We start from the raw sequence: 25,655 nt of genomic DNA on the forward strand, positions 1-25,655 counted from the left end.
CGCCCGCCGCCGTCAAGGGGTGGGGTCAGTACACGAACGGCCAGCCCGCGGAGTCGTAGGCGATCAGGTTGATGCCCAGGTAGGAGGCGCCGCTGTTCGCGTAGTAGTGGTAGAACAGCACCTCGCCGTCGTTGTCGGACAGGACGGCCTGGTGGCCGGGGCCGTGGATGTTGCCGTGGGTGGCGAGGACCTGGGTGCCGCCGCCCTTGGTCATGGCTACGCCGCTGCGGTCCACGTACGGGCCGGTGATCGACGTGGAGCGGCCCACCATCACGCGGTAGGTGCTCGAGGCGCCGCGGCAGCAGAAGTCGAAGGATGCCCACAGGTAGTAGTACGAGCCGTGGCGGAAGATGTACGGGGCCTCGATCGAGCCCGAGTTGACCGTGCGCTGGGCGATCGACGCGAGGGACGAATCGGCGCGGAGGCCGGTGGACGGGTTGAGCTTGATGAGCTTGATGCCGGTCCAGAACGAGCCGAACGTCAGCCACCAGCCGCCGGACGCGTCGACGACCAGGTTGGGGTCGATCGCGTTGTAATTGTTGGACGTCTGGGTTTCGATGACCAGGCCGCGGTTGGTCCACGAGCCGGACGCGCCGGTCGAGCTGGTGGCCAGGAAGATCGCCGAGTGGTTCGAGCCGAACGTCGACGCCGAGTAGTACATGTAGTAGGTGCCGTTGCGGTACGAGATGTCGGGGGCCCACAGCTGGTTGCTGCCGCCCGTGTACGGCAGCGTCCACGACGCGCCGTTGGGGAACGCGGCACCGGCGTTGCGCCACGCGGTGCGGTCGGTCGAGGTTTTCAGCTGGATGTTCGTTCCGGTGTACGCCACGATGTAGCCGCCCGCGGGAGTCTTCACGGCCGACGGGTCGTGCGCGCCGGTGTTGCCGGTGACGACACCCGGGTTCGGGTAGCTCGCGGGTGGGCTGGTGGGTGCGGCGGCGACGGCGGGCGAGACGGTGGCCGCGTTGCTGGACGGAATCACGGCGACGAATCCGGCGACCGCGACGGCGGCGGCCGGAATCCACAAGCGCAGGGACATGGCAGTATCTCCTCGAATGTGAGCGCTAACATCATTCGAGGGTAGACATCGATGGTTGTCAAGTTCGTCTGAAACTTACCAGTGCTGTGCCGTAGCGCCCGAGTTGCGCGTGATGCGCTCCGAGCTGGTGTGGTGGAACACCGAAGAAACCGCGACGCGGCCCGGCCCGATGAGGCGCAGCCACACGTTGCGCTGGCTGAATGAGGAGCGCCAGCTGACAGTCCCCCCGCCGCGTGGGTATTCCAGATGGAGGTGCGTCTGGACCGAAAGGTCGCGGTAGAGCAGCGCTCCGGGCTGCACGAGGATCGTCTCCCCGGGGGCCAGGTCGCGCAGGAACGTGTTGCCCGGCGAGTGCAGCAGCAGCAGGCCCGGGCTCTGCTGCGCGGAGAACAGGTCACCGAACTGCCCGAGCGGATAGTGCGTCTCGCGGTCGTCGCCGGTGCCGGTGTCGTACCAGACGCCGGTCGGCTGCCAGGTGTATGTAACGTTTCCGGTGGCCGTGAGGAAGCGGTGCTCGCGCGTCCACATGGTGCGGCCCGGCAACAATGGGAGCGCGATCAGATCGCCCGGCCGGTCACCGGACAGCGCGATCCGCCCCGGCCCGCGCGCCTCCGTCATGATGAGCGGCAGCCCGGACAGCATTCGGTTCCAGCCGCCGGACAACGACGAATTTCCCAGGTGTACCGCCGGCTCCGTCCACAGCAGCGAATGGTGCGCGAAGTAGATCCATTCGGGGCCGGCCAGGGTGAAGTCGGCGACGGGGACGTACTTGCCTTCGATCTGGACCCGCGACTGCCCGAACTGGATACGGGCCATGTCCTTGATCGGGGGCTGCTCGATCCAGCCCGAGCGGGTGACGACCTGGCGCACGTCCAGCGCCGCACCGCAGCTCGGGCAGGACGGGCCGGCCGGTGGGTGGGCCATCCGGCAGTACCGGCAGACGGTGTAGCCCTCGGGGACGGCGCTCATCGTCACTCCGCGTGGTGGTGGACGTACATCGACTGGATGCCGACGCGGCCGGGCCCGGTCATCTCGGCGAGGTACATGCCGCGCCGCATCAGCCCGGTCTTGACCGGCATCTGGACCGCCTGCATGCCGACGGACGCGTCCTTGTAGAGGAAGCCGCCCGGTTCGACGAGGATCTTCTCGCCGGGGCGCAGGAACCGTTCGAAGACGTTGCCGTACCCGTGCAGCACCAGCAGCCCCGGTGCGGCCGTGGTCACGAAGCGGTCGAGGTACATCCCGTTGCCGCCGTGCAGCACGTTGGCCAGGCCCTGGATGCGGATGAAGTCGTAGCCGATGGTGTGCGTGGCGAGCAGGAACGCGTGGCCGCGCACGTCGAGCTCCATGCCGGGGTGCAGCGGCAGGACCACCAGCTCGCCGGGGGAGTCGCGGGAGAAGGCGACCCGGCCGGGGCCGTGTGCGAGGGTCAGCACGAACGGCATGCCCCCGAAGACCCGGCGCATCCCGCCGCCGGTCGGCATCGCCGCGATCGGCGTCGCCTCGTCCTTCCAGAGCAGGACGTGATGCTCGAAGTACACGGCGTCACCGGGCGCGAGGGCCATGTCGATGACGGGGACGAGCTCGCCCTCGACCTGCGCGACCGAGTTGGAGAACCGGAACTCGGTCATGTCGCGCAGCCGGGGTGCCTCGCGCCAGCCCGAGTCGCTCACCATGTTGGCGACGTCGAGCGGCGCGCCGCACGTCAGGCAGGAGGTGGCACCGGGCGCATTCTGCAGCCGGCACCACTGGCATTCGATCCGCTCCACACGGCGGACGCTAATGGTCTTTCCTGAGAAAACGCCGAACCGCTCCTACTCGGCGGCCTGCGCCTCCCGCTCGTCCTCGTGCGAGGTGCGCTGGGCCGGGAGCAGTTCGCCGGCGACGGCCGCGCTCTCGTAGTCCTGCCCGGCGTCGACCTGGGGCTGCCCGACCCACAGGGCCCGCATCTGCTGCTGCATGAACGAGGTCAGCCGCGAGCGGTACTCCTGGTCGAAGCGCTCCAGGGCCTCGATCTGCTGCTGCAGCGCCTGCCGCTTCGACGTGAGGCCGCCGACGACGTCCTCGTAGATCTGCTCGGCCCGCTGCTTGATGTTGTAGGCGTTGTCCTCGGCCTCGCGCACGATGTCCTCGGCCCGGGCCTGCGCGTCGGCGAGCACCTCGCCGGCGTTGCGCTCGGTCTCCCCGGCGTAGGACTCGGCCTCGCGGGCGATCTTCTCGGCGGCCGCGCGGGCCCGCCCGAGGATCTTCTCGGCCTCGTCGCGCAGCGCGCCCGCCTGGGCCTGCGCCTCGGAGACGATCTGGCCGGCGCTGGCGTGCGCCTGGGCCTGGATCTGCTCGGCCTCGGAGATCGCCGTGTTGATGTGCTCCTCGGCGGTGCGCTGGGCCATGGTGAGCACGGCGAGGGCCTTCGCCTGGTCGTCGCCGCCGCCCTGCTGGTGCATGACGCCGGGCGCCATGCGGTCGTCGTACTGGCGCATCGCGTTCTGCGTCATGTCCCTCGTCCTCTCGCCGAATGCCTCGCGCACAGTACCTGAGATCGGTCGGCCCGCGGTACCGCCGAATCGCCGTAACCAGGACCAAAGCCTCGCGCTTTGTCGGATTTTCGAAAGTCGGCACATACGGCCGGTCGATGGCGATCAGTACCCCCGGTCCGGATGATCGATGCGTGCAGGTGATCCCCGTCGCCTTCCGTGGCGAACGCGCCGTCTCCGCCCCGCTCACCGTCGGACAGCTCAACGTCGCGAAGTGGCTGGTCGCCATTCCGCACTCGCCCGCCGCCCTGCTCGACCAGCGGCTCCCGGTCCCGCCCGGCACGCCGCTGCGGGTGGTGGTCGCCGCCCTCGGCGCGCTGCTCAGCCGCCACGAGGGCCTGCGCAGCCGCTACACCCTGGGCGGCCCCGGCGAGCAGCGCGTCCTCGAGTCGGGTGAGGTGCCGCTGCGCCTCCTGCCTCCGGCCGAAAAAGACCGTCTGGCCGACCACGGCCGCGCCGAGCCGCTCGATGTGGCATTGGATCCGCCGGTACGTTTTGTCGCCGCCGGCACCGAGGAGTCGATCACGGACCTGGTGGCCGTCTACTCCCACCTGGCCGTGGACTTCCAGGCGCTCCTGGTCCTGCACCGGGAGTTCGCGGCCCTGGTGCGCGACCCCGCGGCCCGCCTCGGCGAGGTCGCCCAGCAGCCGGTGGACCGCGCGGACGCCGAGCGCCAGCCCGCCCGCCGGCGCCGTCAGGAGCAGGCGATGCGCCACTGGTCCCGGCACCTGCGGGCGGCCCCCGCGCACCTCTACGCCCGACCGCGGGTCACGCCGGACACCGGCTCGGGGGCGTACGGCATCTCCTCCGAGGCCGCGGCCCAGGCCCTCGACCGGATCGCGGCCCGGACCCGGGTCAGCCGCCCGACGATCGTGCTCGCCGCGTGGTGCGCGCTGCTGTATCGGCGCACCGGGTACGACACCTGCCGTTTCGTGATGCTCTCCGCGAACCGCTTCGAATCCGATTTACGGGACTTCGTGGGCACGCTAGCCCAGTCCACGTTCGTGTCGGTGGAGGTCGCCGGGGCCGGCTTCGACGAGCTGGTCCGCCGGGCCTTCGGGGCCGTGCTGCAGGCCGGGGTGAACGGCGCCTATCACGTGGATCGCCAGAACGAGGGCACCCTGGCGGTGACGGCCGAGCGCGGCGTCGCGCCGAGCTTCGAGCCGCTGTTCAACAGCTCGGTCGTGGACACCCGCGGCTTCGACCCGCCGCTCCCGCCCGGCCCGCCCGCCCCGACCGACCTGGCCTGGGCCGACCTGCCCCCGACGAAGATCCTGCTGCGCTTCGACCTGGGCCAGATCGACGACACGATGGTGGCCCGGGTGTGGACCGGCGACACCGGCCGCGTGACCCCGGCCGAGACCCGCGAGCTCGTCCTGGCGCTGGAGCGCCTCCTGGTCGCCGCGGCCGTCGGGGACCTGGACGCGGCGGCCGTCGCCGCGGCCCTGGACCTGGAGCCGATCGAGCGCCCGCCCGGCTGGCACCTGATCGACGGCTGCTGGGTCGACCTGGCCGAGGTTCAGCGCCTCCTGGACGACGCCTTCGGCCCCGGCACGGCCCGCCTGTCCGGCCCCGACCTGACCGCACACATCTCGGACCCGACCGTGGACCCGGAAACGGCACACGAACGCTGCCTGGCCCTGTTACCCGGCCGCCACGCCGCCATCGCGCCCCGCCAATACGTTTGCGGGGGATAGGAAGATCCGCCCCGGTACTGTGCACGGCATGATCACTCCGGAGCCGGCCGCGTCGACGTTCATCGCTGGGCCCGACCCGGCCTGGCCGGAGCAGGCCGCGGCGCTGATCCGGCGGCTGCGGGCCGCGCTGGGCCCGGCGGCGCGGCGGGTGGAGCACATCGGCAGCACCGCAATCCCCGGCATGGCCGCCAAGCCGCTGCTGGACCTGCAAGTCAGCGTCGCCGACCTCGACGCCGCCGCGGCCGCGTTCGACGTGCCACTGGCCGCCCTCGGCTTCACTCGGCGGCCGTTCGAGCAGGACCACGTGCCGGCCGGCCACGACGACCCGCCGCACCGGTGGGCCAAGCGCTACTGGAACCGGCGCGTCCCCGGCGAGCAGCAGGTCAACCTGCACTGCCGGCTCGTCGGCAGCCCGAACGAGCGGCTCGCCCTGCTGTTCCGGGACTGGTTCCGCGCCCACCCGGAGGCGGTGCCGGCGTACGCCCGGTTCAAGGAGGTCCTGGCCGCCGCCGTCGGCGACCCGGTCGTCTACACGGAGGTGAAAGATCCCGTGGTCGACCTCGTCGTCGCCGTCGCGGAGGAGTGGGCCACCGCCACCGGCTGGTCCCCTGACCGCGTCTGACGGTGAACGCCCGGCCGCCCGGTAGAGTTGCACACATCGTGACGGCGATGAATCCACGGAGGTGATGGCGATGCACCCGATCTAGTGACGGCCCCGGACCGGGGCCGCACGGAGCCGGAAGGTGCCCGTCGCATGAGCCGAACCGACAAGACCCGCCCCTGGTGGGTGCAGATCGCCGACACGCCCGGAGCGACCTGTGTCCCGGTGCACGACCACCGCTGGACCGCCTGCACCCTGCCCCTCGACACCACCCCGGTGCGCACGCTGCCCGGCGCCCGCCGCAGCGGCTGCCACTGGTCCGCCACCGCGGCCCACAACATGCGCCGCCGCGAGAGCCACGGCCATCGCGAATGGGCGTTCCTGCGCCGCCAGGACCGCCGCCGCGACCGCCATCAGGCCCGCCGCGACCTGCGGACGCTACGCGCGGACGGCTGACAGGGCCCGCAGCACCGGCCGCGCACCGTCCTCTTCGGACAGACGGACGGCCAGCGCCTCCGCGCGGTGCCGGTACACCGGGTCCCGCACGGCCGCGGCGATGGCCTCGGCGAGCCGGTCGGCGGTCAGCCGGCGGCGCGGGATCGGGCCTGGCGTGACCCCCAGATCGGTCAGGCGCCGGGCCCAGAACGGCTGATCCACGGCGTGAGGGACCGGCACCGCGGGCACCCCCGCGCGCAGCCCGGCGCCGGTCGTGCCCGCACCCGCATGGTGGACGACCGCGGCCACCTGCGGGAAGAGCCACTCGTGCGGCACGTCGGCCACGGTGCAGACGTCATCGGCGGTGACGTCGAGCGCGGCCCAACCCCCGGACACCACCGCGCGGACGCCGGCCCGGCGGATCGCCCGCAGCAGCAGGGCGGAGAGGGCGGCGGGGTCGCGGGACGGCATGCTGCCGAAGCCGATGTACACCGGCGGCGGACCGTTCGACAGGAAGTGCTCCAGAGCCTCCGGCGGCTTGAACGCCGGGTCGGTCGGCGGCCACCAGTAGCCCGTGGCGCGGTGCGCGGGGTCCCAGTCCGGCGGCGGCGGGACGACGATCGGGCTGTACCCGTAGAAGATCGGCCAGTGTCGCTCCTCGGCCCGGGCCAGAAACTCCCGCGCCGTGATCGGCGGCAGCCCCAGCTCGGCCCGCAGCTTGCCCACGGCGTCGCGGTATGGGCGCTGGCCGGCCTCCAGCAGGAACCGGGCCGCGCGGTCGTTGCCCCACGCGCCGAGCGAGCGCGTCGTGAGGGCCGGGGGCGGGAACTCGCGGGTGGGGGTCATCGGCTGGAGGTACGTGCCCATGCTGGGAATGTTCAGGCCCTCGGCGATGTGGGCGCCCAGCCAGCTCGCGGGGGTGAGGAGCAGGACGTCGGCGGTGCGAGCGGCCGCCAGCATGGCGGCGGCGATCGGGGTGGCGTGCTCGGCCAGGACACGGTTCCACGCCAGCGCGGCCCGGGCCGGGCTACCGGCGGGCAGGCGGGCGGCCAGCTGCTCCTGGGTGTCCAGGGGCAGCGGGTGGAAGCCCAGGCCGTGGCGGCGCACGTGCTCCTCGAACACCCCGTGCGTGGCGATCGTGACCCGGTGCCCGGACTCCTGCAGCCGCACGCCCAGCCCGGCGTAGGGCGCGACGTCACCACGGCTCCCAACCGCCATGATCGCCACTCGCACCATGGGACGAGCATCACGGATCGGCCTGTGATCACCTTGAGAGGAGGGCGCGTTTGTCGGGCTTGCCGCTCGGTGCCAGGGGGACCTCGGCGATCACCTGGAGGCTGGCTGGGACCGAGGCGTCGCCGAGCGCTGAGCGCACCAGGTCCGACAAATGCGAAATGTCGGGAAGTGACCCGCGGGACGGGACGATGAAGGCGTGGACCGCCTCGCCGGTGTGGTCGTCGGGGCGGCCCACGACGTACGCCTCGGCCACTGCGGGGTCGGAGGCCAGGACGCGTTCGATCGGGCCGGCGTACACCAGGTTGGCCTGGACGATGATGACGTCGCGGGCTCGGCCGGACAGGTGCAGGTAGCCGCGGGTGTCGAGCGTGGCCAGGTCGCGGGTGCGGACCCAGCCGTCCTGGAAGACGTCCGCGGTCTCGGCCGGGTCGTCCCAGTAGAACGAGGCCTGCGCGGCCGTGCGCACGTACAGTTCGCCGTCGCGGATGTCGATGCCGTGGACCGCGGGCGGGCGGCCGACGGAGGACAGGACGCGCGGGTCGGCTCGCATCTCGGCCGGTGTGGCCATGGCGATCATGCCGGTCTCGGTCTGGCCGTAGCCGTGGAACACGACCGGGCCGAGGACGTCGAGGGTCTCCGCGAGGCGGGCCGGCTCCAGGGGCGAGCCCGACACCATCAGCGCCCGCAGCGTCGACAGGTCGGCCGGGGTCGAGCGCTGGGAACGTACCAGCTGATGCAGTTTGCCGACGGTGATGACGCTGCCGGTGGCGCGGTGGCGGGTGATCATCTCGGGGAAGCCGGGCGGGCGCGCGGCGACGAGGGTGCCGCCGGCGGCGAGGGTCAGGATGCCGTACTCGAGCATGACCTGACTGGACAGCGAGCCGAACACGAGGTATCGCCGCAGCCGCGGGGCGAGCTCGGCGATCGCCGGCGGCCACCGGTCCGGGTACGGGGCCCAGGCCGCGCTCATCGCCGCGTACGTCTGCGCGCAGCCCTTCGGCCGGCCCGTGCTGCCGCTGGTCCAGATCAGCCGGGCCACGTCGGCCGGGCGGCCGGCGGCGCGCAGCGGGCCCCCGTCGTCGGGCGTGTCCAGCAGGGCCTTGACTCGTGTTGCGTCGAGTACCAGTTCCAGGGGGTGGAAGGAGCGGCCGGAGACGATGGCGCCGACGGTGAACGCGGCCAGGTTGGCCGCGAACGCCTCCGCGGTGACGCCCAGCGGCAGCGCCACGGGTGTGCCGGGCCCCGCGCCGGCCGCCCGTAACCCGGCCGTGAGCCGCCGCACCAGGCCGGCCATCTCGAAAGCGGTCACGACCCGCTCGCCGTCCTCGAACACCGGCCGGTCATCGCCGGTGGCGAGCAGGTCCAGCACCGGCTGCGGCCAGATCTCAGCCGGCATCGGCGAGCACACCTTTGACAAACAGAGCAAGCGGCTCCTGGTGTACTGCCGGCAGGTCCCAGTGGTTCTCGAGGTTCTCGGCCAGGTGGTGCTCCGCGACGACCGCCGAGTCTCGATACACGCGCACGACCGGGTGCAGGTAGCTGGCGTCGTGCGCGGCCGCGGCGTCGTTCTCGGCGATGCGCGGGATCGTGATGTCGAACGGGTCGACGGTGTCGTGGTCGGGGCCGTACTCGAGGGTCGTCACGAACGCGAGGGGGATGTCGCCGAGGCCGCCGTCGCGCAGGAACGCGACCGGCACCTCGGGCAGGTAGGACGCGGTTGTTCCAGTCACGAGCACGACATCGGCGAGGACGGCGAACTGCTGCCACAGCGCCGACGTGACGTTGATCCGGGCGATGATCGCGTCCGCGATCGCGTCGGGGGCCGCCTCCACCGGGGTCGAGGGCCACGGCGTGTCGTGGTGGCGGACGCCGAGGATGTGGTGCAGCGCCCGCACGCCGTAGCGGAAGCCGTGGATGAACCCGTTGGTCGACTTCTTGAAGTCCCGCTGCTGGGTCAGGGTCCCGGCGAAGTAGAGGCCGGGGACGTTGACCGACTCGAACGCCGGGGACTGCTCCGGGAACCGGTCGTCGATGACCAGCCGCGGCCGCGCCGAGCCGGCGAAGACGGACGCGTCGAAGCGGAACCCGGTGGCCAGGATGATCCGGTCGTAGTCCAGCTGTCGCAGCTTCTCCACCGTGCGCGCGTAGCGGAAGTCGATGCGCAGCCCGCCGTCGGCGCGCCGCTCGATGCGCTCGACCGTGCCGTCCAGCACCGCGTTCTGGCTCTTGAGCTGATACGTGTCGAGGAAGTTGTTGTTCACCGCGCGCAGATGCCCGACGTAGTGCGTCTGCCAGGCCAGCCTGACCGAGTGCGGGCCGGCGACGTGGATGACGGCGGCCGTCTCGACCAGCGCGTCGGCCGTCTCGAACGCCGAGTTGCCCTTGCCGATGATGAGGACCCGCTGGTTGGTGAATTCGTCGGGGTCGACGCTGACGGTGTCGTAGCGCTCGGCGAGCTCGGCCCCGGGGATCGGCGGGACGTAGAGTTGTGAGACACCGGTCGCCACGATGACGCGCCGGGCCGTGAATGTTTCACCGCCCGCGTCAACCGTAAATGTCGCACCGGCCCGGTCGACCCGGGTGACCCGGGTGTCGAAGGCGATCCTGAGCTTCAGGCGGTCGGCGAAGTCGGCCAGGTACCGCACGAGGTCGGGGGCCGGCGGGAAGTACCGCCGGCTGTAGTGCTTGAACAGCAGCTCCGGGTCGTCGCTGAGCAGCGAGTTCCAGTCGGAGCGCAGGTTGAACTCGGCGTCCTCGGAGCCGGTCCAGATCTTGTTGATGGAGATCAGGGTCCGGTGCCGCGGATAGGTGCCGAAGAACGTTCCCGGCGCCGCGCCGGCCTCGAGCACCAGGTAGTCGCGGCCGTCGCGCTCCAGCAGGGCGGCGAGCTGCAGCCCGGCCGGTCCGGCTCCGATGATGAGGTAGTCCAGCGTCATGCGGCGGACCGTAACGAGACGATTTCAGAGGCTTCTGAGAATCGCGCTCTAGCGTCCCGACCCATGAACGACATCGACCTCGCCGCATCGCTGCGGATCGCGGACCTCCTCGCGGCCCGCGAACCGATCCGGGTCACGGCCGCCGACGCGGTGCGCGAACGGGTCGCGGCGGGCCGGGTCTTCCTGACCAAGGTGCTCGGCGACGACCGCGCGGTGTACGGCAGTACCACCGGGTTCGGCGCCCTGGTCGGCTACGCGGGCCGGGCGGACCTGCGCGACCAGGCCGACAACACCCTGGCCCACCTCGGCGCCGGTCACGGCCCCGACATCGACCCGGCGGTCGCCCGGGCCACGCTGCTGGTGCGGGCCTGGTCCCTGGCGCGGGGCGCGTCCGGGGTGTCGCCGCACGTCATCGACGCGCTCGCGGACGCCCTCGGGACCACGTTCGTCCCGGCGATGCCCCGCTACGGCTCGGTCGGCGCCAGCGGCGACCTGATCCCGCTCGGCGCGGCCGCCCAGGCGCTGCGCGGGCGCGGCCACGCGTACGTCGGCGGCGAGCGGCTCCCGGCGGCGGAGGCGTTGCGGCGGGCCGGGCTGGAGCCGCTGCCGCTCGACGGCCGCGACGCCCTCGCCCTCGTCAACGGCACCTCGCTGACCACCGCCGCGGCCGCCCTGGCCCTGGCCGAGACCCGCACCGCGCACCGGGCCGTGCAGCGGCTCACCTGCCTGCTCGCCGACCTGCTCGGCAGCGACCCGCAGTTCCTCGACGCGCGGCTGCTCGGCGCCTACGGCCACCCGGGTGTCGCCGCCGTCGGGGCCGCGATGCGCGGATTCGCCGAAGGCCTCACGCCGTCGGGGCAGCGGCCGCTGCAGGAGCCCTACAGCCTGCGCTGCTCGCCGCAGCTGCTCGGGGCGGCCGAGGACGCGCTGCGCTACGTCGACGGGGTCGTCGCCGCCGACCTCGGCGCGGTCAGTGACAACCCGCTGTTCTTCCCCGGCGACGACGCGGTCGTGCACGGCGGCAACTTCTTCGGCCAGCCGGCCGCGTTCGCCGCCGACCTGCTGTCGATGGTCGTGGCCCAGGTCGCCAACCTCGCCGAGCGCCAGCTCGACCTGCTCGTCGACCCGCACCGCAACACCGGCCTGCCGCCGATGCTGGCGGCCGGGCCCGGGCAGCAGCACGGCCTGCAGGGCGTGCAGCTGGCCTCGACCGCGCTCGTCGCCGAGATCCGCCGCGACGCCATGCCGGCCAGCATGCAGAGCCTGCCGACGAACCTGCACAACCAGGACGTCGTGCCGCTGGGCACCCAGGCCGCGCTGCGGGCCCTGGACCAGGCCCGGCTGCTGCGGATCATCGTCGGCTCCCTGGCGCTGGGGCTGCGCCAGGCGGTGCACGTCGGCGCCCGTACCCCGACCGCCCCCGCGTGCGCCGAGCTGCTGGACGCGCTCGCCGCCGCGATACCCCCGATCGACCCGGACCGGCCGTTGGAGGACGACGTGCGGCGCGCCGCCGACGTCGTCGAGGAGCTCGAAAGGTGACCGTCGTGACGCTCGACTACCTGATCATCGGGGCCGGCCCGGCCGGGCTGCAGCTCGCCGCGCACCTGGAACGCGAGGGGCGCCGCGACTACCTGGTCCTCGAGGGCGCGGACCGTCCGGGCGCGTTCTTCAGCCGGTTTCCGCGGCACCGGACGCTGATCTCGATCAACAAGCCGCACACCGGCACCGCCGACGCGGAGCTGAACCTGCGCGTCGACTGGAACTCGATCCTCAGCGACGACCCGGAGCTGCTCTTCACGCGCTACACCGAGCGGTACTTCCCGTCCGCCGACGTGATGGTGCAGTACCTGGCCGACTTCGCCGAGCGCACCAAGGTCAAGGTTCGCTACAACGCCCGCGTCACCAGCGTCGCCCGGGCCGGTGAAACATTTACCGTTGCCGCGGGCGGTGAAACGTACAGCGCCAACCGCGTCATCGTGGCGACCGGAGTGTCGAAGGCCTACGAGCCGCCGATCGACGGCTACGAGCTCGCCGACAACTACGCCGACATGGCCGTCGACCCGCGCGACTTCCTCGACCAGCGGGTCCTCATCATCGGCAAGGGCAACTCGGCGTTCGAGACCGCGGACGCGCTCATGGAGACGACCGCCGTCATCCACGTCGCCGGCCCGAGCTCGGTCAAGATGGCCTGGCGCACGCACTATGCCGGGCACCTGCGGGCCGTGAACAACAACTTCCTGGACACGTACCAGCTGAAGTCCTCCAACGCCATCCTCGACGGCAACGTCAGACGCATCGAGCGCGACGGCGACCGCTTCAAGGTGACGTTCAGCTTCTCGCGCGTCAACGAGGTCGAGAAGGAGCTGTACTACGACCGCGTCCTGGCGTGCACGGGCTTCCGGTTCGACGCGTCCATCTTCGACGCGTCCGCCCGGCCGGAGCTGGTCATCAAGGACCGGTTCCCGGCTCAGACCCCGGCGTTCGAGTCGGTGAACGTGCCCGGGCTGTACTTCGCCGGCACCCTCACCCAGCAGCGCGACTTCAAGAAGTCGACGAACGGGTTCATCCACGGCTTCCGCTACGGGGTGCGGGCGCTGCACCGGATCCTCGAGTCGCGCCACCACGACACGCCCTGGCCCGCGACGACGTTGAAGGCCACGCCGGAGGCGATCGCCGACGCGATCATCGCCCGGATCAACCGCACGTCGGCACTGTGGCAGCAGTTCGCGGTCATGGCCGACGTGGTGACGGTCGACGGCGAGCAGGTGACCTACCTGGAGGAGGTGCCCGTCGACTACTTCAAGGACACCGCCGAGGCGCCCCTCGCGTTCGTGACGACCCTGGAATACGGGCCCGACCACGACGCCGTCGACCCGTTCGACATCAGCGTGAGCCGGATCGCGCAGGACACGGTGGGGCAGGCGCACGACGCGGCCTACCTGCACCCCGTCGTGCGCGTGTACCGCGACCGGGAGGTCGTGGCGGTACACCATCTGGCCGAGAACCTCGAGAACGAGTGGAACCGACCGGCAGTACACGTGCGGCCGCTTGTCGCGTTTCTCAGCCGGCAGCTCGATGTTCGCTGATCTGCGGGCCCGGGCCCGCGAGGTGCTGGAGCCCGCGCACTGGGACTACTTCGAGGGCGGCGCGGGGGACGAGCGGACCCTGCGCGCCAACGAGGAGGCGTTCGAACGGCTGCGGCTTGTTCCACGTGTCCTGCGTTCCACCGGCCCGCGGTACCTCGGCACCACCCTGTTCGGCACCGGGCTGCGCACGCCGATCCTGGTGGCGCCGACCGCGTTCCACCGCCTCGCCCACCCGGACGGCGAGCTGGCCACGGCCCGCGGCGCCGCGGCCGCCGGCACCGTCTACGTGGTCAGCATGGCCGCGACCACGCCGGTCGAGGCGATCGCGGCGGTCGCCGGACCGTGGTGGCTGCAGCTGTACCCGCAGCCCGACCGCGACTTCACCGCCGCCCTCGTGCGCCGGGCCGAGGCCGCGGGGTGCGGCGCGCTGGTGGTGACCGCCGACTCGCCGGTGTTCGGCCGGCGCGAACGCGACCACCGCAACGCGTTTCACGACCTGCCGCCCGGCCTGTGCTGCGAGAACCTGCGCGACGCGACCGGTGCCGTGCGCGACATCGTGATGGACGCCGGCCTCGGCTGGGCCGGGATCGACTGGCTGCGCGGGGTCACCGGGCTGCCGATCGTGCTCAAGGGCGTGCTCCACCCGGCCGACGCCGAGCTCGCGGTCGAGCACGGGGTGTCCGGCCTGATCGTCTCCAACCACGGCGGCCGCCAGCTCGACGGGGCCGTCGCCACCGCCGACGCGCTGCCCGCGGTGGCCAAGGCCGTCGGCGGGCGGCTGCCGGTCCTGGTCGACGGCGGCATCCGGCGCGGCGCCGACGTCCTGGCCGCGCTGGCCCTGGGCGCCGACGCCGTCCTCGTCGGGCGGCCGGTCCTGTGGGGGCTCGCGGCCGGCGGGGCGGACGGCGTGCGGCTCGTCCTGGACTCGCTGAGCGAGGACCTCGACCGGGTCCTGGCGCTGGCCGGTTTCCGCACCCCGGCCGAAGTCACCCCGGACGCGGTGGCGACCCGATGACGTGGATCGCTGGAACAGTTGCGGTTGCGCTGTGTTGCACGGTCCCGTGGTGGCTCCCGGCCGGCGTCGTCGGCCTCCGCGAGTGGATCTTCCGGCGGGTCAACGGCGAGGAGGGCATCGCGATCCCGGGGCCCCTGGTCGGCGCCGAGCACTTCGAGCGGGTCTACGCCGACCCCGCCGCCGACGGCCGCAGCCGCGGCGCCGGGCTCTCCGACCTGTTCTGGTACTGGCTCGCCCCCGGCCCGCAGATGCACCAGGAGCACCTCGAGCCGGGGGAGCGGTACCGCCTCGTCGCCCGCACCACCCGCCAGGTCCTCGCCGTCCCGCACGCCCGCTCCGACGAGCTCGCCACCCTCGCCACCCGACGCCGCCTGGACACGCTCCCGCCCGCCCGCACCAGCCACGTGCGGCTGCGCGACCTCATGATGCCGATCTGGGCCGAGGTGTACCACGAGCTCGTCTTCGGGGAGCCGCCGGAGCCGAACGCCGTCGACCTGATCGTCGGCAACGCGAACGACGTCGTCACCGCGCTGAAAGGCAACGCATTGCGGCACATGGACCGCCGCGACGCGCTCACCCGCTACCTGCTCGGCCGCATCGAGGCCGGCACCTGCCCGGTGGTGCTGCCGGCCGAGTTCACCGCCCAGGAGACGGCCTGGTATCTGCAGGGCGCATTCTTCAACACCGCCGTCGTGCAGATGTCCGAGGCGATGGCCCACATCCTGCTCAGCCTCGCTCAGCATCCGGACCAGGCCCCGGACCCCGACGACGACGCCGCCCTGGACCGGGCGATCGACGAGACCCTGCGGGTGCATCCGCTGTTCGGCGTCGCCCACCGGATCACCTCGGCCCCGATCGTCGTCGACGAGCGCGTGACCCTCCCGACCGGCTCGGTCCTGCTCTTCAACTACCTCGCGTTCCAGCGCACCGGCCCCGCCGCCGACGACGCCTTCGACCCGGACCGCTGGCTGCGCGTGGCCCGGCGCGACGCGCACTTCATCCCCTACGGCGTCGTGGCCAACCGCGCCTGCCCGGCCCGCGGAGCCGCCCCCGTGATGCTCCGTGCGACAACCCGAGAAGTGCTGCGGCGGTACTGCCTGAGCTCCGCCGCCGTCCACACCCGCTCACTGCCCAGTCGCGGCCCCGCCTACCTGACCCCCGCCGGTGCGCCCGCCCCGGGCCGGCTCCGGCTGGCCGCCCAGGCGCTGCGCGACCGGTGGGCCGGGGCCGGGCGGTCCGTCGTCCAGCTCGTGCTCGGCACCTACATGGTGGTCGATGCCCGCCGGGCTCGCCTGTGCTCCACCTTCTTCGAGGAGGTACGACCGTGAAACCCACCGAGCTCGCACCGGCGTTCTTCATCGCCGTGGCCGTCATCCTGATCTTCTCCAAGGGCGTCTCCTGGCTGCTGGGCAAGGCCGGGCAGCCACCCGTGGTCAGCGAGATGCTCGCCGGCGTGCTGCTCGGCCCGTCGCTGCTGGGGCTGCTGCTGCCGGACGTCGAGCACTGGCTGTTCCCGGCGCCACTGCTGCCGGTGCTGTACGTCGTCGGTCAGATCGGCCTGGTGCTGTTCATGTTCCAGGCCGGGTACTCCTTCGCCGGGCACCGCCCGACCCGCCTGGCCGGGACCGCCGGTGCGGTGTCCATAGCCGGGGTGAGCGCGCCCCTCGCGCTCGGCGCGCTGCTGGTGTTTTGCACCGACGGCCTTGCCCCGGTGCGCAAGGAGGGCACGTCGGTCGCGATCACGGCCGCGTTCGTCGGCGTCGCCCTGGCCATCACCGCGTTCCCGATGCTGGCCCGGATCATCACCGAGCGCGGCATCGACGGGACCCGGCACGGCTCGCTCTCCCTGGCCGCCGGCGCCATCGACGACATGGCCGCCTGGATCATGCTGGCGGTCGTGCTGGCGGTCTCCTCCGGCAAGCCGGGCGGGGCGATCATCACCGTCGGCGGGGCGATCCTCTTCATCGCCGTCCTCTGGCTCGGTGGCCGCCGCGCCGCCAACACGCTGATGAACAACGACCGCATCGGCGACCGTGGCCGGCTCCTGGGCCTGGTCGCGCTGCTGTTCGTGGTCGCCTGGTACACCGACGAGATCGGCCTCTACGCCGTCTTCGGCGCCTTCGCGGCCGGCGTGGTCATGCCGCACAACGAGCGCACCGACAAGGTCGTCGACACCCTGACCCCGATCGCGTCCATCGTGTTCCTTCCACTGTTTTTCACGTTCTCCGGGCTGCGCACCGAGTTCGGTCTGCTCTCCGACCCGGCCGTGCTGCTGTTCGCGGTCGCCTGCGTGGTCCTCGCGATCGCCGGGAAGTTCGGCGCCTGCTGGGCCGCGGCCCGGGTTCGCGGCGAGCCGAACGTCGTGGCCCTGCGCGTCGGCGCGCTCATGAACGCCCGCGGGTTGATGCAGCTCATCGCCCTCAACGTGGGCCTGGAGGCCGGGATCGTCGGCCCGGCGCTGTTCACCGTCCTGGTGCTCGTCGCGCTGGTCACCACGATCATGACGACGCCGCTGCTGACGTGGATCGATCGCCGGGAGACGAAGAGCGTCGATTCCGCAAGCGTTCAACATAGAGACATCGATCACTCTCCCGTTGCCCCATAACAGTGCCATTGTCATGGTGTGCGTGAGGTGGAAGCCCCGCGGCTCCTGGTCGTCGAGGACGACGAGGAGCTCAGCGAGATGGTGACCGAGACGCTGGTCGACGAGGGCTACGTCGTCGACCGGGCGCACGACGGTCAGCGGGGCCTCCACCTCGGCCTGACCCGGCGCTACGACGTCATGGTGATCGACCGCCTGCTGCCCGCCCTCGACGGCCTCGCCCTGGTCATGCGGCTGCGGTCGTGCTCGGTGCCGGCCCGCGCGCTCATGCTCACGGCCCTGGGCACCGTCGGCGACCGCATCGCCGGGCTCGACGCCGGCGCCGACGACTACCTGGTCAAGCCCTTCGACCTGGACGAGTTCACGGCCCGCGTCCGGGCCCTGGTCCGGCGCGTCCCGGCCCCGAACGAGGCGCTGCGGGTCGGCGCCGGGCGGCTCGACCTCGTCGCCCGCGACGCCGTGCGGCCCGACGGCACCCGGGTCGCCCTGTCGGCCCGCGAGTTCGAACTGCTGCGCGTCCTCGCCGCCCGCCCGAGCGCGGTGCACTCCCGCTCGCAGCTGCGCCGGCTGGTCTTCGACGAGGCCGCGGCCGCCTCCATCGTCGACACCTACGTCTACTACCTGCGCCGCAAGCTCGGCCGCCCGATCGTGCGCACCGTCCACGGCCTCGGCTACCGGCTCGGGGTGCTGTGAACACCCCCGAGGAGGCCCTCGTCCGCCGGGCCCGCCGGCACCTCGGCGTCGGCGTCGGGCTGGTCATCACCGCACTGCTGGCCCTGGCCGGCGGCATCTCCTACGCGGTCCTGGTCCGCGGGCAGGAAGCCCAGATCAAGAGCGAACTGGCATGGGGCGCGGCCAACGGCACCGTGCCCGGGCCGCCCGCGTGTTCCTGGGTCTTCTGGTACTCCCACGGCTCCTTCCTCGGCTCGAACACTCCGCCGCCACCCGGCCTGCCGGTGCGCGCCGACGCCGAACTGGTCGCCGCCACCGGCCACCCCCACGACTCCCGCCTGACCCGCGACGGCACCCGCTACTACGTCCACACCGAACGCCGCGGCGACACCGTCGTGCAGGTCGTGTTCGACGCCCGCTTCCAGCTCTCCGACCGCCGGCACCTGCTGTACGCGTTCACCCTGGCCGCTCTCGTCGGCCTCCTCGCCGCCGTCCTGACCGGCGTCCTGGTCGGCCGGCACGCCGTCGCCCCGCTTGTCGAGGCCCTGGCCCGCCAGCGCCGCTTCGTCGCCGACGCCAGCCACGAGCTGCGCACCCCGATCGCCCAGGTCCACACCCGGGCCCAGCTCCTGGCCCGCCGCGGCACCGGCGGGCGCGACCTGGCCCGGCTCGTCGCCTCCACCCGCCGCCTCGGTGAGATCGTCGACGAGCTGCTCCTCTCGGCCCGCCTGGCCGCCGACGCCCGCCCCGAGGTCGAACCGGTCGACCTGGTCGCCCTGGCCACCGACGCCGTCGCCGCCGAGTCCGACCTGGCCGCCGAGCGCGGCCGCACGATCACCCTGACCACGCCCGGCGGCCCGCTGCTGGTCGCCGGCATCGAGTCGGCCCTGCGCCGGGTCTTCAGCGAGCTCCTGGCCAACGCCCTGACCCACCTGCCGCCCGGCGGCCGCATCGCGGTGACCGTCGCCCGCCGCGGCGACCAGGCCGAGGTCGTCGTCCAGGACACCGGCGCCGGCTTCGACCCGGCCGACGCCGGCCGCATCTTCGACCGCTTCCACCGCGGCCCGGGCGCCGGCGACCGCCGCCACGGCCTCGGCCTGGCCCTCCTCCAGGAGGTCGTGACCGGCCACGGCGGCACGATCACGGCCCGAAGCCCCCACGGCTCCGGAGCCGTCTTCACCTTCTGCATCCCATTGCTGACACTGCGTGAGGAGGTGCGCATCGCGCGTCCCCGCTGGCACCGCCGGGGTGACCCCGCCCCGGCTGGCCGGGGGACTTGACCAATGGCGCGCACGCGCTAACGTCCCGGGGCATGGGTTCAGTAGCGTTGGCCGAGGAATTGCTCCTGCTCGCCTACGACAACGAGTCGGGGCGGGCCTCCGGGTCGCACATCGGGCTCGACCTCGGCATGGTCGCCGCCGTGCTGGTCGAGCTGGCGCTGGCCGGGCGGATCGCCTACGTCGGGGGTTCGCTGGTGGTGACCAAGGCCGACCCGACCGGTGAGCCGATCGAGGACGAGGTCCTGGGCCGGATGGCGGCCGACAGCCCGCACACGCCCGACTCGTGGCTGCAGCGGCTCCGGCACGGCCTGCGCGACCGGGTCCTGGCCGACCTGTGCGCCCGCAACATCATCTGTGACGTGGACGAGACGACCGCCGACGGCTTCATCCACCTGCACCGGTATCCGACGATCGACCCCTCCGTCGAGGCCGACGTCCGCGAGCGGCTGCGCCGGGCCCTGATCGGCGACGACCAGCTCGACGAGCGCACCGCGGCCCTGGCGACGCTGGTCGCCGCGGTCCGGATGGAGCCGGCCCTGGGCCTGTCCGGGGCCGAGGCGGCCACCGCCCACGAGCAGCTGCGGAAGATCAGCGACCACGCCGGCTTCACCGGCACGGTCAGCATGGAGGAGTCCTCGATCCGCCCGTCCGTCGCCCTGGTCGTCGCGGTGCTGGTCAAGGCCATCCAGACGGCGCTGGGCAACGCCCGGGCCTGAGGCCCGCCGGCCGCCGCCATCGCTGTCCGTCAGTACAGGGCGGGCAGCGACGGCGGGAGGCACGGTTGACACGCGCAGGGGACCGACTCGATCCGGACGTGCGCCGGCGGCTGCTGCACCTGTTCTGTGCCGAGCTCATCGCCGCCCGGGCCGCCGCCCTCGCGGCCGGGGCCACCCCGGACGAGGTCCGGGCGATCGTGCGGGACCGCCTGGGCGCGCTGCGCCGGGACGATCGCTGAGCCGCGGCCCGCGCCGAAAAGGTAAGACATCGGCGTCGGTGAAATCATTCACGGAATTCGGCCGTGAATGGCTGCCGCCGGATGTCCGATCAGCCGGGCCGCCCGCCGAGCGGTGGAGCGCGGAAAGCCGATCGCCTCTGCTTGCCTTCCCGAGGTGGGATCTTTGCCCGGGTGGCCTTTTCCGTCGCGGGTGTGCTGGGGCACGCTGAGCGTCACATCCCGTGCGGAAGGAACGACCGGTGACCGGTTCGGCGGATCTGGTGCGCGACCTGGCCCGGCACGGCGATCTGGCGGTCCGGGCCTATGACATTGACGTCGGTCAGCGGGCCCGGCTCACCGCCGGCGCCTATGACATCGTGTGGCCGGTCGTCTTCGAGCGGCACACCCGCGGCCTGGAACTGCGCCGCCGCCACCCTGCGTGCGCGGCCTCGGTGCGGGGCCTGCGCCCGGAGTGCCTGGACCGCTTCCAGGACGACGTCGAGGCCGTCCTGGACGACCTGCTCCACAACGCCAAGGTGCCGATTCGCAACCTGGAGGGCTGGATCGCCCGGCGGATCACCGCCGCCACCGTCGACGCCCACCGCCGCCGCCGGGGCGCCCGCGGCGCGCTGCAGCGGCCGCGGCTGCCGCAGTGGCTGGGCCGGGCCCTCGGCGACGACCCCTGGCTCACCCGCCTCGCCGTCGAGCTGCTCGTCTGGGTCGGGGTCCCCGCGACCGCCGGGGCCGGGCTGTGGCCCCTCGCCGCGTGGACCGGCCTGCGGCTGGCGGTCACCGGCGACCGCACGGCCGGCGAGGCGCTCGTCGGCCGGGACGTGGAGACCGTGCTGCGGGCGATGCGGCAGAGCGCGGTCTGGTACGCGAACTTCGTCGAGCGGCCGCTCGGCAGGAAGCAGGCCCCCGTGACAGCAGCGCAGCACCCGGCCGCCGGCATCGAGGACGACGCCCTGCCCCTGGCCGACGCGCACGAGCGCGACGACGCCCACCTGCGGGCCCTGGCCGGCGAGGCGGTCCGCGCGATCGAGGGCCGCCTGGGCCGGGGGGAGAGCCCCGCCGACGCCGTGCGGACCGTGGTCGGGCGGGTCTTCGCGGGTGGTACGGGTACCGAAGCCATCGATCGCATCCCGGGCCGCGGGCCCGCACCGGACGAGCAGGTCACCGCCCTGCTGGCCGACGCGGCCGTCATCGCGCGCATCGCCGGTGCCGTCCTGGACATCCTCGGCCCGCCCGCGGAGTAGCCTGCATGGCACATGACGAACGAGCTGTCGCCGGAGCAGCGCGAACACCTGGCCCGGCTGATCGAGTCGGAGCTGCGCGCGCTGCGGGACGCGGCTCTCGCCGCCGGGGCCACCCCCGAGACGGTGACCGCCATCCTGCGCGACCGTGTGCGCGCCCTGCGGGCCGAGACGGCGCCGCCGGACCCCGCGCCGGAGCCCGAGGGCGGCCGGGACGGACCGGCCGGCGAGCCCGAGGCCCAGGAGCCGTAGGCGGCCCACCGCGTTACGGGCGCGGCGGGAAGATGCCGGTCAGGGCGACGATGAAGGTCAGCGTCAGGTACGGCGGCAGGTTGTCGTGCGGCTGGCCGCCGCCGGCGCTCGCCACGCACACCGCGGCCAGGGTCGTGTCGGCGCTCGCCGCGTAGCCGCCGGTGAGCGGGGCCCACACGTTGCCGGTCGGGGCGTTCTGGGTGCCGGTGGCGGCGGCCCGCGGTACGTGCGTGTGGGCCGGCATCTGCGCGGCGGTCAGGGTCACCGTCTCGGTGCCGCCGCGCTGCCCGGACACATAGGACTGTCCGAAGTGGACCGGCAGGCGGCAGCGCAGGTCCGGCAGGGCGAAGGTGGTCACACCGTCGCCGCCGTACGTGGTGCCGAGGATCGCGAACAGGGCCTGGTTCTGGGCGATGGCCAGCAGCTGGCCGTTGCACAGCGCCCAGCCGTTGGGCGCGTAGTTGGCGGTGAGCAGGCGGATCTCGCCCAGGTAGGCGTCACTCATGCGGTGCTCCTAGGGCGGCGGCGGGGGATAGATGCCGTTCAGCGCCATGATGAACCGCACGGCGAGGAACGGCGGGCGGTTCTCGTGCGTCTGGCTGCCACCGGCCGGGGACAGCGCGGCGCCGTGCATCGGCACCCGGCTCACCGGACTCGCCGCGTAGGGCGCGTCGGGCATCGCGGCCCAGACGGCGCCGGCCGGGCTGTCGGCGGTGCCGGCCCACTCGCCGCGGCCGGCTGGTGGGTGTGCGCCGGGAGGCCGCTGACCGTGAGCGTGACCGTCTCCGCGCCGCCGGCCTGCCCGATCGTGCGTGGGGTGAGGCCGGGCCCGGTGTCCATGTGCATGGGGGTGCGGCCGCGCAGGTGGGGGACGCCGAACGTGCTCTGCCCGTCGCTGCCGTAGGTGGTGCCGACCAGATTGAACAGCGCCTCGTTGCCGGAGATGGGCGGCAGCCGCCCGGCCACGAACCTGACCCTCGTCACCGACCAGGGCCCGATCAGCACGATCGCGATCGGCCAGCGGCTGACCATCTCCGGCACCGGCTTCGCGCCCTACTCGACGGTCGCCATCACCGTGTACTCGGCCCCGGCCGTCCTGACCACGGTGACGGCCGACGGCAACGGCGAGTTCTCGGTGCCGGTCACGGTCCCGGCCGACCTGCCGGTGGGGGAGCACTCGTTCGTGGCCCTCGGCACCGACCCCGGCGGCGCCACCCACGCCCTCAAGCTGGAGCTCACGGTCGCTCCGGCGGCCGCGCCGGCCACGCCGTCCGGTCCGGCGACGACGCTCCCGGTGACCGGTTCGGCGCTCACCCGGATGATCCTCGTCGGTCTGGCCCTCGTGATCGCCGGCGCGGCCGCGCGATCGGTAAGGCAGGAGCCATGACAAACGTTTGCAGCAACTCCGCTCCGGTAGTGAAATTTACATGCTGAAAATGCCGCAAATCACCCTGACACCTTGCTTCGCGATCGACTGACTCCTATGCTCCGGCGAAGGAAAGCGCTTTCCTCGATCCGCTGCCGCCAACAGCCGGAGCCGGGGTCACCCCAAGCGTTTGCAGACGAAGGTGAGGCGAGATGAGGCGAGCAGTCGCATGGCGGCTTCTGCCGGTGCTGACCGCGGGCGCGGTCGGTGTCGGGTTCGTCGCGTTGCAGGCGATGCCCGAGGCGGCCGCCGCGACCGGCGGGGTCACCGGCTACGCAACGCAGAACGGCGGTACCACGGGCGGTGCCGGCGGGGCGGTGGTCACGGCAAGCACGGGCACCGCCATCCACCAGGCCATTTGCAGCCGGGCCACCGACACCACCCCGCTCACGATCCAGGTGTCGGGCACCATCACGGTCGGGAACACGGCCAAGGTCTCCGGCAGCTGCAACACCGCGGCCGGGGTGATCGAGCTCAAGCAGATCAGCAACATCACGATCATCGGCGTGGGCAGCGGGGCCATCTTCGACCAGATCGGGATCCACATCCGCGAGGCGAAGAACATCATCATCCAGAACGTCACGGTCCGGAACGTGAAGAAGTCCGGCTCGCCGACCTCCAACGGCGGCGACGCCATCGGCATGGAGAGCGACGTCAGCAACGTGTGGGTCGACCACAACACGCTGTACGCGTCGGGCGGCGAGGATGAGGGCTACGACTCGCTGATCGATATGAAGGCCGGCACGAAGTACGTCACGGTCTCCTACAACACGCTGCGCAACTCCGGCCGCGGCGGGCTCATCGGCTCCAGCGACAGCGACACGGGCAACGGCCCGGTCACGTTCCACCACAACATCTACGAGAACATCGACTCCCGCACGCCGCTGCTGCGGGCGGCCACGGCCCACATCTACAACAACTACTACCTGGGCCTGACCAAGTCCGGCATCAACCCTCGCGACGGCGGCAAGGCCAAGGTCGACAACAACTACTTCAAGAACTCCGCCGACGTCCTCGGCACGTTCTACACCGACCTGATGGGCTCCTGGCAGGTCAGCGGCAACATCTTCGACAACGTCACCTGGACCGCACCGGGCACCGAGAACCACCCGGCCGGCCCGAACGTCACGTCGAACACGACCATCAGCGTGCCCTACTCCTACTCCCTCGACCCGGCCAGCTGCGTCCCCAGCGTCCTGGCCAGCACCGCCGGCGCCGGGAAGGGCCTGCAGGTCTCCAACGGCAGCTGCACCCCGACCAGCCCGACCGGCGGCCCGACCACCTCCTCGCCCCGGCCGACCTCCGCCAGCCCGACGCCGAGCCGGACCGCCAGCCCGACCCCGACCCAGGGCAGCGGCACCAACCTGAGCATCGGCGCCGGCGCGGACGGCTCCAGCAAGGCCAGCGGCACCAGCTACGGCAACGTCATCGACGGCAGCACGAGCACCTACTGGTCGCCGAACGGCACCACCGGCTCGATCTCCGTCAAGTGGAGCGCCGCCACCTCGATCTCGCGGATCACCATCCGGGAGTCCTCGGGTGCGACCGGCCGCATCGGCAGCTACCGGGTCCTCAACGCCGACACCGGCGCGGTCCTGGCCTCCGGCTCCGGCGCGGGCACGATCTCGTTCACGAAGACCTCGCTGAAGAAGGTCACGTTCGAGATCACCGGCGCGAGCGGCACCCCGCAGATCGCGGAGTTCGAAACCTACGCCTGACCCCCACACCCCGCCCAGCCGCCCGGTGGCCGATCAAGGCCACCGGGCGGTCGTGTGTAGGCTCGCCGCCTGTGAGTCTGGATCGGGTGGGAGCCGCCGGCCGCGCGCTCGTCGGCAAGTCGTGGTTCAACGCGGCATCGTTCACCGTCATCGTGCTCAACGCGATGACGCTGGGCCTGGAGACGTACCACGGCGTCGTCGACTCGGCCGGCTCCGCGTTCCATGTGCTCGAGTACGTGTTCCTGACCTGCTTCTCGGTCGAGTTGCTGGTGCGTTTCTGCGCGTATCTGCCGTACCCCCGCGGCTTTTTCAAGGATGGCTGGAACCTCTTCGATCTCGCCATCATCCTGGCCCCGCTGGTCCCCGGCGTGCGCGAGAACGTGACCCTGCTCCGGCTGCTGCGCCTGGCCCGGATCGTGCGCGCGTTCCGGCTGTTCCCGAGCCTGCGCGTCATCCTCGTCGGGATCCGGCGCAGCCTGCCCGGTCTGGGTAGTTTCCTGCTCATCACGCTGCTGGTCCTGTACGGGTACGCGATGGTCGGCTGGATGATGTTCGGGGCCGCCTACCCGGAGCAGTACGGCACGGTCGGGCAGGCGATGCTGACGCTGTTTCTGCTGCTGTCGCTGGACGGGATCACCGACACGCTGCAGGCCGGCCGGGAGGTCACCGAGTGGGGCATCCTCTTCTACCTGTCCTACATGATCACCGCGTCGTACCTGCTCACCAACCTGCTCGTCGGTGTCGTGCTCAACGCCCTGCAGGAGGCGCACGAGGCCGAGAAGGAGCCCGCACCGCCGGCCCGCGCCGGTCTCGAGCAGCGGCTGGCGGCGCTGCGCAAGGCCCTCGACGACCTCGAACAGGAAGTGCTGGAGGCGGCGCCGCATCGGGGACCGGCCCTAAGTGAGCAACCCGATGTCGCGGCGGTGTCACGATGAGTGG

Annotated in this window: 27 protein-coding genes; 17 read left to right on the plus strand and 10 right to left on the minus strand. The window is 72.3% G+C overall.

Features of this window, described 5'->3' with window-relative positions; all coding sequences use genetic code 11:
- Positions 1-25: 25 nt before the first annotated feature.
- From ACIA8L_RS36940 to ACIA8L_RS36955, 4 genes are all read right to left on the minus strand, one after another.
- The gene (locus ACIA8L_RS36940) at positions 26-1,039 is read right to left on the minus strand and encodes an arabinan endo-1,5-alpha-L-arabinosidase (RefSeq protein ID WP_395911908.1); all 1,014 of its coding nucleotides are present in this window, start codon (positions 1,037-1,039) and stop codon (positions 26-28) included.
- 75 nt (positions 1,040-1,114) lie between these two features.
- Positions 1,115-2,008 (minus strand): AIM24 family protein, encoded by an 894-nt coding sequence (locus tag ACIA8L_RS36945; RefSeq protein WP_395911910.1) that lies wholly within the window; start codon positions 2,006-2,008, stop codon positions 1,115-1,117.
- Between the two features lie 2 nt (positions 2,009-2,010).
- A complete protein-coding gene (locus tag ACIA8L_RS36950) occupies positions 2,011-2,808 on the minus strand; it encodes an AIM24 family protein (protein ID WP_395911912.1) in 798 nt (265 codons plus the stop codon).
- A 45-nt stretch (positions 2,809-2,853) separates the two neighbouring features.
- Complete coding sequence (locus ACIA8L_RS36955; protein ID WP_395911914.1) at positions 2,854-3,534, minus strand: hypothetical protein; 681 nt, start codon at positions 3,532-3,534, stop codon at positions 2,854-2,856.
- A gap of 173 nt (positions 3,535-3,707) precedes the next feature.
- Between ACIA8L_RS36955 and ACIA8L_RS36960 the strand changes: the two genes are divergently transcribed.
- The 3 genes from ACIA8L_RS36960 (at position 3,708) to ACIA8L_RS36970 (ending at position 6,327) form a co-directional block, all read left to right on the plus strand.
- On the plus strand, positions 3,708-5,270 hold the full coding sequence (locus ACIA8L_RS36960; protein WP_395911915.1) for a condensation domain-containing protein: 1,563 nt from the start codon (positions 3,708-3,710) through the stop codon (positions 5,268-5,270).
- Positions 5,271-5,298: 28 nt separating this feature from the next.
- Entirely contained in the window at positions 5,299-5,892 is a 594-nt protein-coding gene (locus ACIA8L_RS36965) for a GrpB family protein (protein ID WP_395911917.1), read from the plus strand.
- 132 nt (positions 5,893-6,024) lie between these two features.
- On the plus strand, positions 6,025-6,327 hold the full coding sequence (locus ACIA8L_RS36970) for a hypothetical protein (RefSeq protein WP_395911919.1): 303 nt from the start codon (positions 6,025-6,027) through the stop codon (positions 6,325-6,327).
- Here ACIA8L_RS36970 and ACIA8L_RS36975 read toward each other — a convergent pair.
- From ACIA8L_RS36975 to ACIA8L_RS36985, 3 genes are read right to left on the minus strand one after another with little or no spacing between them, the layout of a single operon-like run.
- Positions 6,310-7,542 (minus strand): glycosyltransferase, encoded by a 1,233-nt coding sequence (locus ACIA8L_RS36975; RefSeq protein ID WP_395911920.1) that lies wholly within the window; start codon positions 7,540-7,542, stop codon positions 6,310-6,312. The genes ACIA8L_RS36970 and ACIA8L_RS36975 overlap by 18 nt on opposite strands.
- A gap of 28 nt (positions 7,543-7,570) precedes the next feature.
- Complete coding sequence (locus ACIA8L_RS36980) at positions 7,571-8,938, minus strand: class I adenylate-forming enzyme family protein (protein WP_395911922.1); 1,368 nt, start codon at positions 8,936-8,938, stop codon at positions 7,571-7,573.
- Entirely contained in the window at positions 8,928-10,478 is a 1,551-nt protein-coding gene (locus tag ACIA8L_RS36985; protein WP_395911924.1) for an NAD(P)-binding domain-containing protein, read from the minus strand. Before ACIA8L_RS36985 ends, ACIA8L_RS36980 begins: the two co-directional genes overlap by 11 nt.
- A 63-nt stretch (positions 10,479-10,541) precedes the next feature.
- Between ACIA8L_RS36985 and ACIA8L_RS36990 the strand changes: the two genes are divergently transcribed.
- The 11 genes from ACIA8L_RS36990 to ACIA8L_RS37040 all read left to right on the plus strand — a co-directional run bounded on the left by ACIA8L_RS36990 (position 10,542) and on the right by ACIA8L_RS37040 (position 21,572).
- Entirely contained in the window at positions 10,542-12,017 is a 1,476-nt protein-coding gene (locus ACIA8L_RS36990; protein WP_395911925.1) for an aromatic amino acid ammonia-lyase, read from the plus strand.
- A 5-nt stretch (positions 12,018-12,022) separates the two neighbouring features.
- Positions 12,023-13,564, plus strand: a complete 1,542-nt coding sequence (locus ACIA8L_RS36995; RefSeq protein WP_395911927.1) for an NAD(P)-binding domain-containing protein — start codon at positions 12,023-12,025, stop codon at positions 13,562-13,564.
- Positions 13,554-14,579 carry an alpha-hydroxy acid oxidase gene (locus tag ACIA8L_RS37000; protein ID WP_395911928.1) on the plus strand — a complete coding sequence of 342 codons (1,026 nt, stop codon included), beginning with the start codon at positions 13,554-13,556 and terminating at the stop codon, positions 14,577-14,579. Before ACIA8L_RS36995 ends, ACIA8L_RS37000 begins: the two co-directional genes overlap by 11 nt.
- Complete coding sequence (locus ACIA8L_RS37005) at positions 14,576-15,907, plus strand: cytochrome P450 (RefSeq protein WP_395911930.1); 1,332 nt, start codon at positions 14,576-14,578, stop codon at positions 15,905-15,907. The genes ACIA8L_RS37000 and ACIA8L_RS37005 overlap by 4 nt, the downstream gene beginning before the upstream one ends.
- Positions 15,904-17,184: a cation:proton antiporter gene (locus ACIA8L_RS37010; RefSeq protein WP_395911932.1), complete on the plus strand. Its 1,281-nt coding sequence runs from the start codon at positions 15,904-15,906 to the stop codon at positions 17,182-17,184. Before ACIA8L_RS37005 ends, ACIA8L_RS37010 begins: the two co-directional genes overlap by 4 nt.
- 18 nt (positions 17,185-17,202) lie before the next feature.
- Positions 17,203-17,874, plus strand: coding sequence for a response regulator transcription factor (locus ACIA8L_RS37015; protein WP_395911934.1), 672 nt, complete (start codon positions 17,203-17,205; stop codon positions 17,872-17,874).
- Positions 17,871-19,133 (plus strand): sensor histidine kinase, encoded by a 1,263-nt coding sequence (locus ACIA8L_RS37020; RefSeq protein WP_395911935.1) that lies wholly within the window; start codon positions 17,871-17,873, stop codon positions 19,131-19,133. The genes ACIA8L_RS37015 and ACIA8L_RS37020 overlap by 4 nt, the downstream gene beginning before the upstream one ends.
- 32 nt (positions 19,134-19,165) lie before the next feature.
- Complete coding sequence (locus ACIA8L_RS37025) at positions 19,166-19,849, plus strand: GPP34 family phosphoprotein (RefSeq protein WP_395911936.1); 684 nt, start codon at positions 19,166-19,168, stop codon at positions 19,847-19,849.
- Positions 19,850-19,914: 65 nt separating this feature from the next.
- Positions 19,915-20,088 carry a hypothetical protein gene (locus ACIA8L_RS37030; RefSeq protein WP_395911938.1) on the plus strand — a complete coding sequence of 58 codons (174 nt, stop codon included), beginning with the start codon at positions 19,915-19,917 and terminating at the stop codon, positions 20,086-20,088.
- A gap of 239 nt (positions 20,089-20,327) precedes the next feature.
- On the plus strand, positions 20,328-21,323 hold the full coding sequence (locus tag ACIA8L_RS37035; protein WP_395911939.1) for a hypothetical protein: 996 nt from the start codon (positions 20,328-20,330) through the stop codon (positions 21,321-21,323).
- A 12-nt stretch (positions 21,324-21,335) separates the two neighbouring features.
- The gene (locus tag ACIA8L_RS37040) at positions 21,336-21,572 is read left to right on the plus strand and encodes a hypothetical protein (RefSeq protein ID WP_395911941.1); all 237 of its coding nucleotides are present in this window, start codon (positions 21,336-21,338) and stop codon (positions 21,570-21,572) included.
- Positions 21,573-21,585: 13 nt separating this feature from the next.
- Here the strand turns inward: ACIA8L_RS37040 and ACIA8L_RS37045 are convergent, their stop codons facing one another.
- Genes ACIA8L_RS37045 through ACIA8L_RS37055 form a run of 3 tightly spaced genes read right to left on the minus strand, consistent with a single transcriptional unit; the run spans position 21,586 to position 22,538 of the window.
- Positions 21,586-22,077: a phage tail protein gene (locus tag ACIA8L_RS37045; RefSeq protein ID WP_395911943.1), complete on the minus strand. Its 492-nt coding sequence runs from the start codon at positions 22,075-22,077 to the stop codon at positions 21,586-21,588.
- 9 nt (positions 22,078-22,086) lie between these two features.
- Positions 22,087-22,212, minus strand: a complete 126-nt coding sequence (locus ACIA8L_RS37050) for a hypothetical protein (protein ID WP_395911945.1) — start codon at positions 22,210-22,212, stop codon at positions 22,087-22,089.
- 5 nt (positions 22,213-22,217) lie between these two features.
- Positions 22,218-22,538 carry a phage tail protein gene (locus ACIA8L_RS37055; RefSeq protein WP_395911946.1) on the minus strand — a complete coding sequence of 107 codons (321 nt, stop codon included), beginning with the start codon at positions 22,536-22,538 and terminating at the stop codon, positions 22,218-22,220.
- Here ACIA8L_RS37055 and ACIA8L_RS37060 point away from each other — a divergent pair.
- The 3 genes from ACIA8L_RS37060 to ACIA8L_RS37070 all read left to right on the plus strand — a co-directional run bounded on the left by ACIA8L_RS37060 (position 22,516) and on the right by ACIA8L_RS37070 (position 25,651).
- On the plus strand, positions 22,516-22,959 hold the full coding sequence (locus ACIA8L_RS37060) for a hypothetical protein (RefSeq protein WP_395911948.1): 444 nt from the start codon (positions 22,516-22,518) through the stop codon (positions 22,957-22,959). The two genes, ACIA8L_RS37055 and ACIA8L_RS37060, sit on opposite strands and share 23 nt — an antisense overlap.
- A gap of 191 nt (positions 22,960-23,150) precedes the next feature.
- Positions 23,151-24,716 (plus strand): pectate lyase, encoded by a 1,566-nt coding sequence (locus tag ACIA8L_RS37065; RefSeq protein ID WP_395911949.1) that lies wholly within the window; start codon positions 23,151-23,153, stop codon positions 24,714-24,716.
- Positions 24,717-24,787: 71 nt separating this feature from the next.
- Complete coding sequence (locus ACIA8L_RS37070) at positions 24,788-25,651, plus strand: ion transporter (RefSeq protein WP_395911951.1); 864 nt, start codon at positions 24,788-24,790, stop codon at positions 25,649-25,651.
- The last annotated feature ends 4 nt before the right edge of the window (positions 25,652-25,655 follow it).

Source organism: Dactylosporangium sp. NPDC051541, assembly GCF_044454505.1.
Lineage (GTDB): Bacteria > Actinomycetota > Actinomycetes > Mycobacteriales > Micromonosporaceae > Dactylosporangium.

Excerpts from the sequence above, each read along its gene's own strand:
- ACIA8L_RS36970 (WP_395911919.1), top strand. The coding sequence starts at position 6,025 with ATGAGCCGAACCGACAAGACCCGCCCCTGGTGGGTGCAGATCGCCGAC.
- ACIA8L_RS37060 (WP_395911948.1), top strand. The coding sequence starts at position 22,516 with ATGGGCGGCAGCCGCCCGGCCACGAACCTGACCCTCGTCACCGACCAG.
- ACIA8L_RS36980 (WP_395911922.1), bottom strand. The coding sequence starts at position 8,938 with ATGCCGGCTGAGATCTGGCCGCAGCCGGTGCTGGACCTGCTCGCCACC.
- ACIA8L_RS36965 (WP_395911917.1), top strand. The coding sequence starts at position 5,299 with ATGATCACTCCGGAGCCGGCCGCGTCGACGTTCATCGCTGGGCCCGAC.
- ACIA8L_RS37040 (WP_395911941.1), top strand. The coding sequence starts at position 21,336 with ATGACGAACGAGCTGTCGCCGGAGCAGCGCGAACACCTGGCCCGGCTG.
- ACIA8L_RS37005 (WP_395911930.1), top strand. The coding sequence starts at position 14,576 with ATGACGTGGATCGCTGGAACAGTTGCGGTTGCGCTGTGTTGCACGGTC.
- ACIA8L_RS36955 (WP_395911914.1), bottom strand. The coding sequence starts at position 3,534 with ATGACGCAGAACGCGATGCGCCAGTACGACGACCGCATGGCGCCCGGC.
- ACIA8L_RS36940 (WP_395911908.1), bottom strand. The coding sequence starts at position 1,039 with ATGTCCCTGCGCTTGTGGATTCCGGCCGCCGCCGTCGCGGTCGCCGGA.
- ACIA8L_RS37000 (WP_395911928.1), top strand. The coding sequence starts at position 13,554 with ATGTTCGCTGATCTGCGGGCCCGGGCCCGCGAGGTGCTGGAGCCCGCG.
- ACIA8L_RS37025 (WP_395911936.1), top strand. The coding sequence starts at position 19,166 with ATGGGTTCAGTAGCGTTGGCCGAGGAATTGCTCCTGCTCGCCTACGAC.
- ACIA8L_RS36975 (WP_395911920.1), bottom strand. The coding sequence starts at position 7,542 with ATGGTGCGAGTGGCGATCATGGCGGTTGGGAGCCGTGGTGACGTCGCG.
- ACIA8L_RS36990 (WP_395911925.1), top strand. The coding sequence starts at position 10,542 with ATGAACGACATCGACCTCGCCGCATCGCTGCGGATCGCGGACCTCCTC.
- ACIA8L_RS36985 (WP_395911924.1), bottom strand. The coding sequence starts at position 10,478 with ATGACGCTGGACTACCTCATCATCGGAGCCGGACCGGCCGGGCTGCAG.
- ACIA8L_RS36945 (WP_395911910.1), bottom strand. The coding sequence starts at position 2,008 with ATGAGCGCCGTCCCCGAGGGCTACACCGTCTGCCGGTACTGCCGGATG.
- ACIA8L_RS37045 (WP_395911943.1), bottom strand. The coding sequence starts at position 22,077 with ATGAGTGACGCCTACCTGGGCGAGATCCGCCTGCTCACCGCCAACTAC.
- ACIA8L_RS37065 (WP_395911949.1), top strand. The coding sequence starts at position 23,151 with ATGAGGCGAGCAGTCGCATGGCGGCTTCTGCCGGTGCTGACCGCGGGC.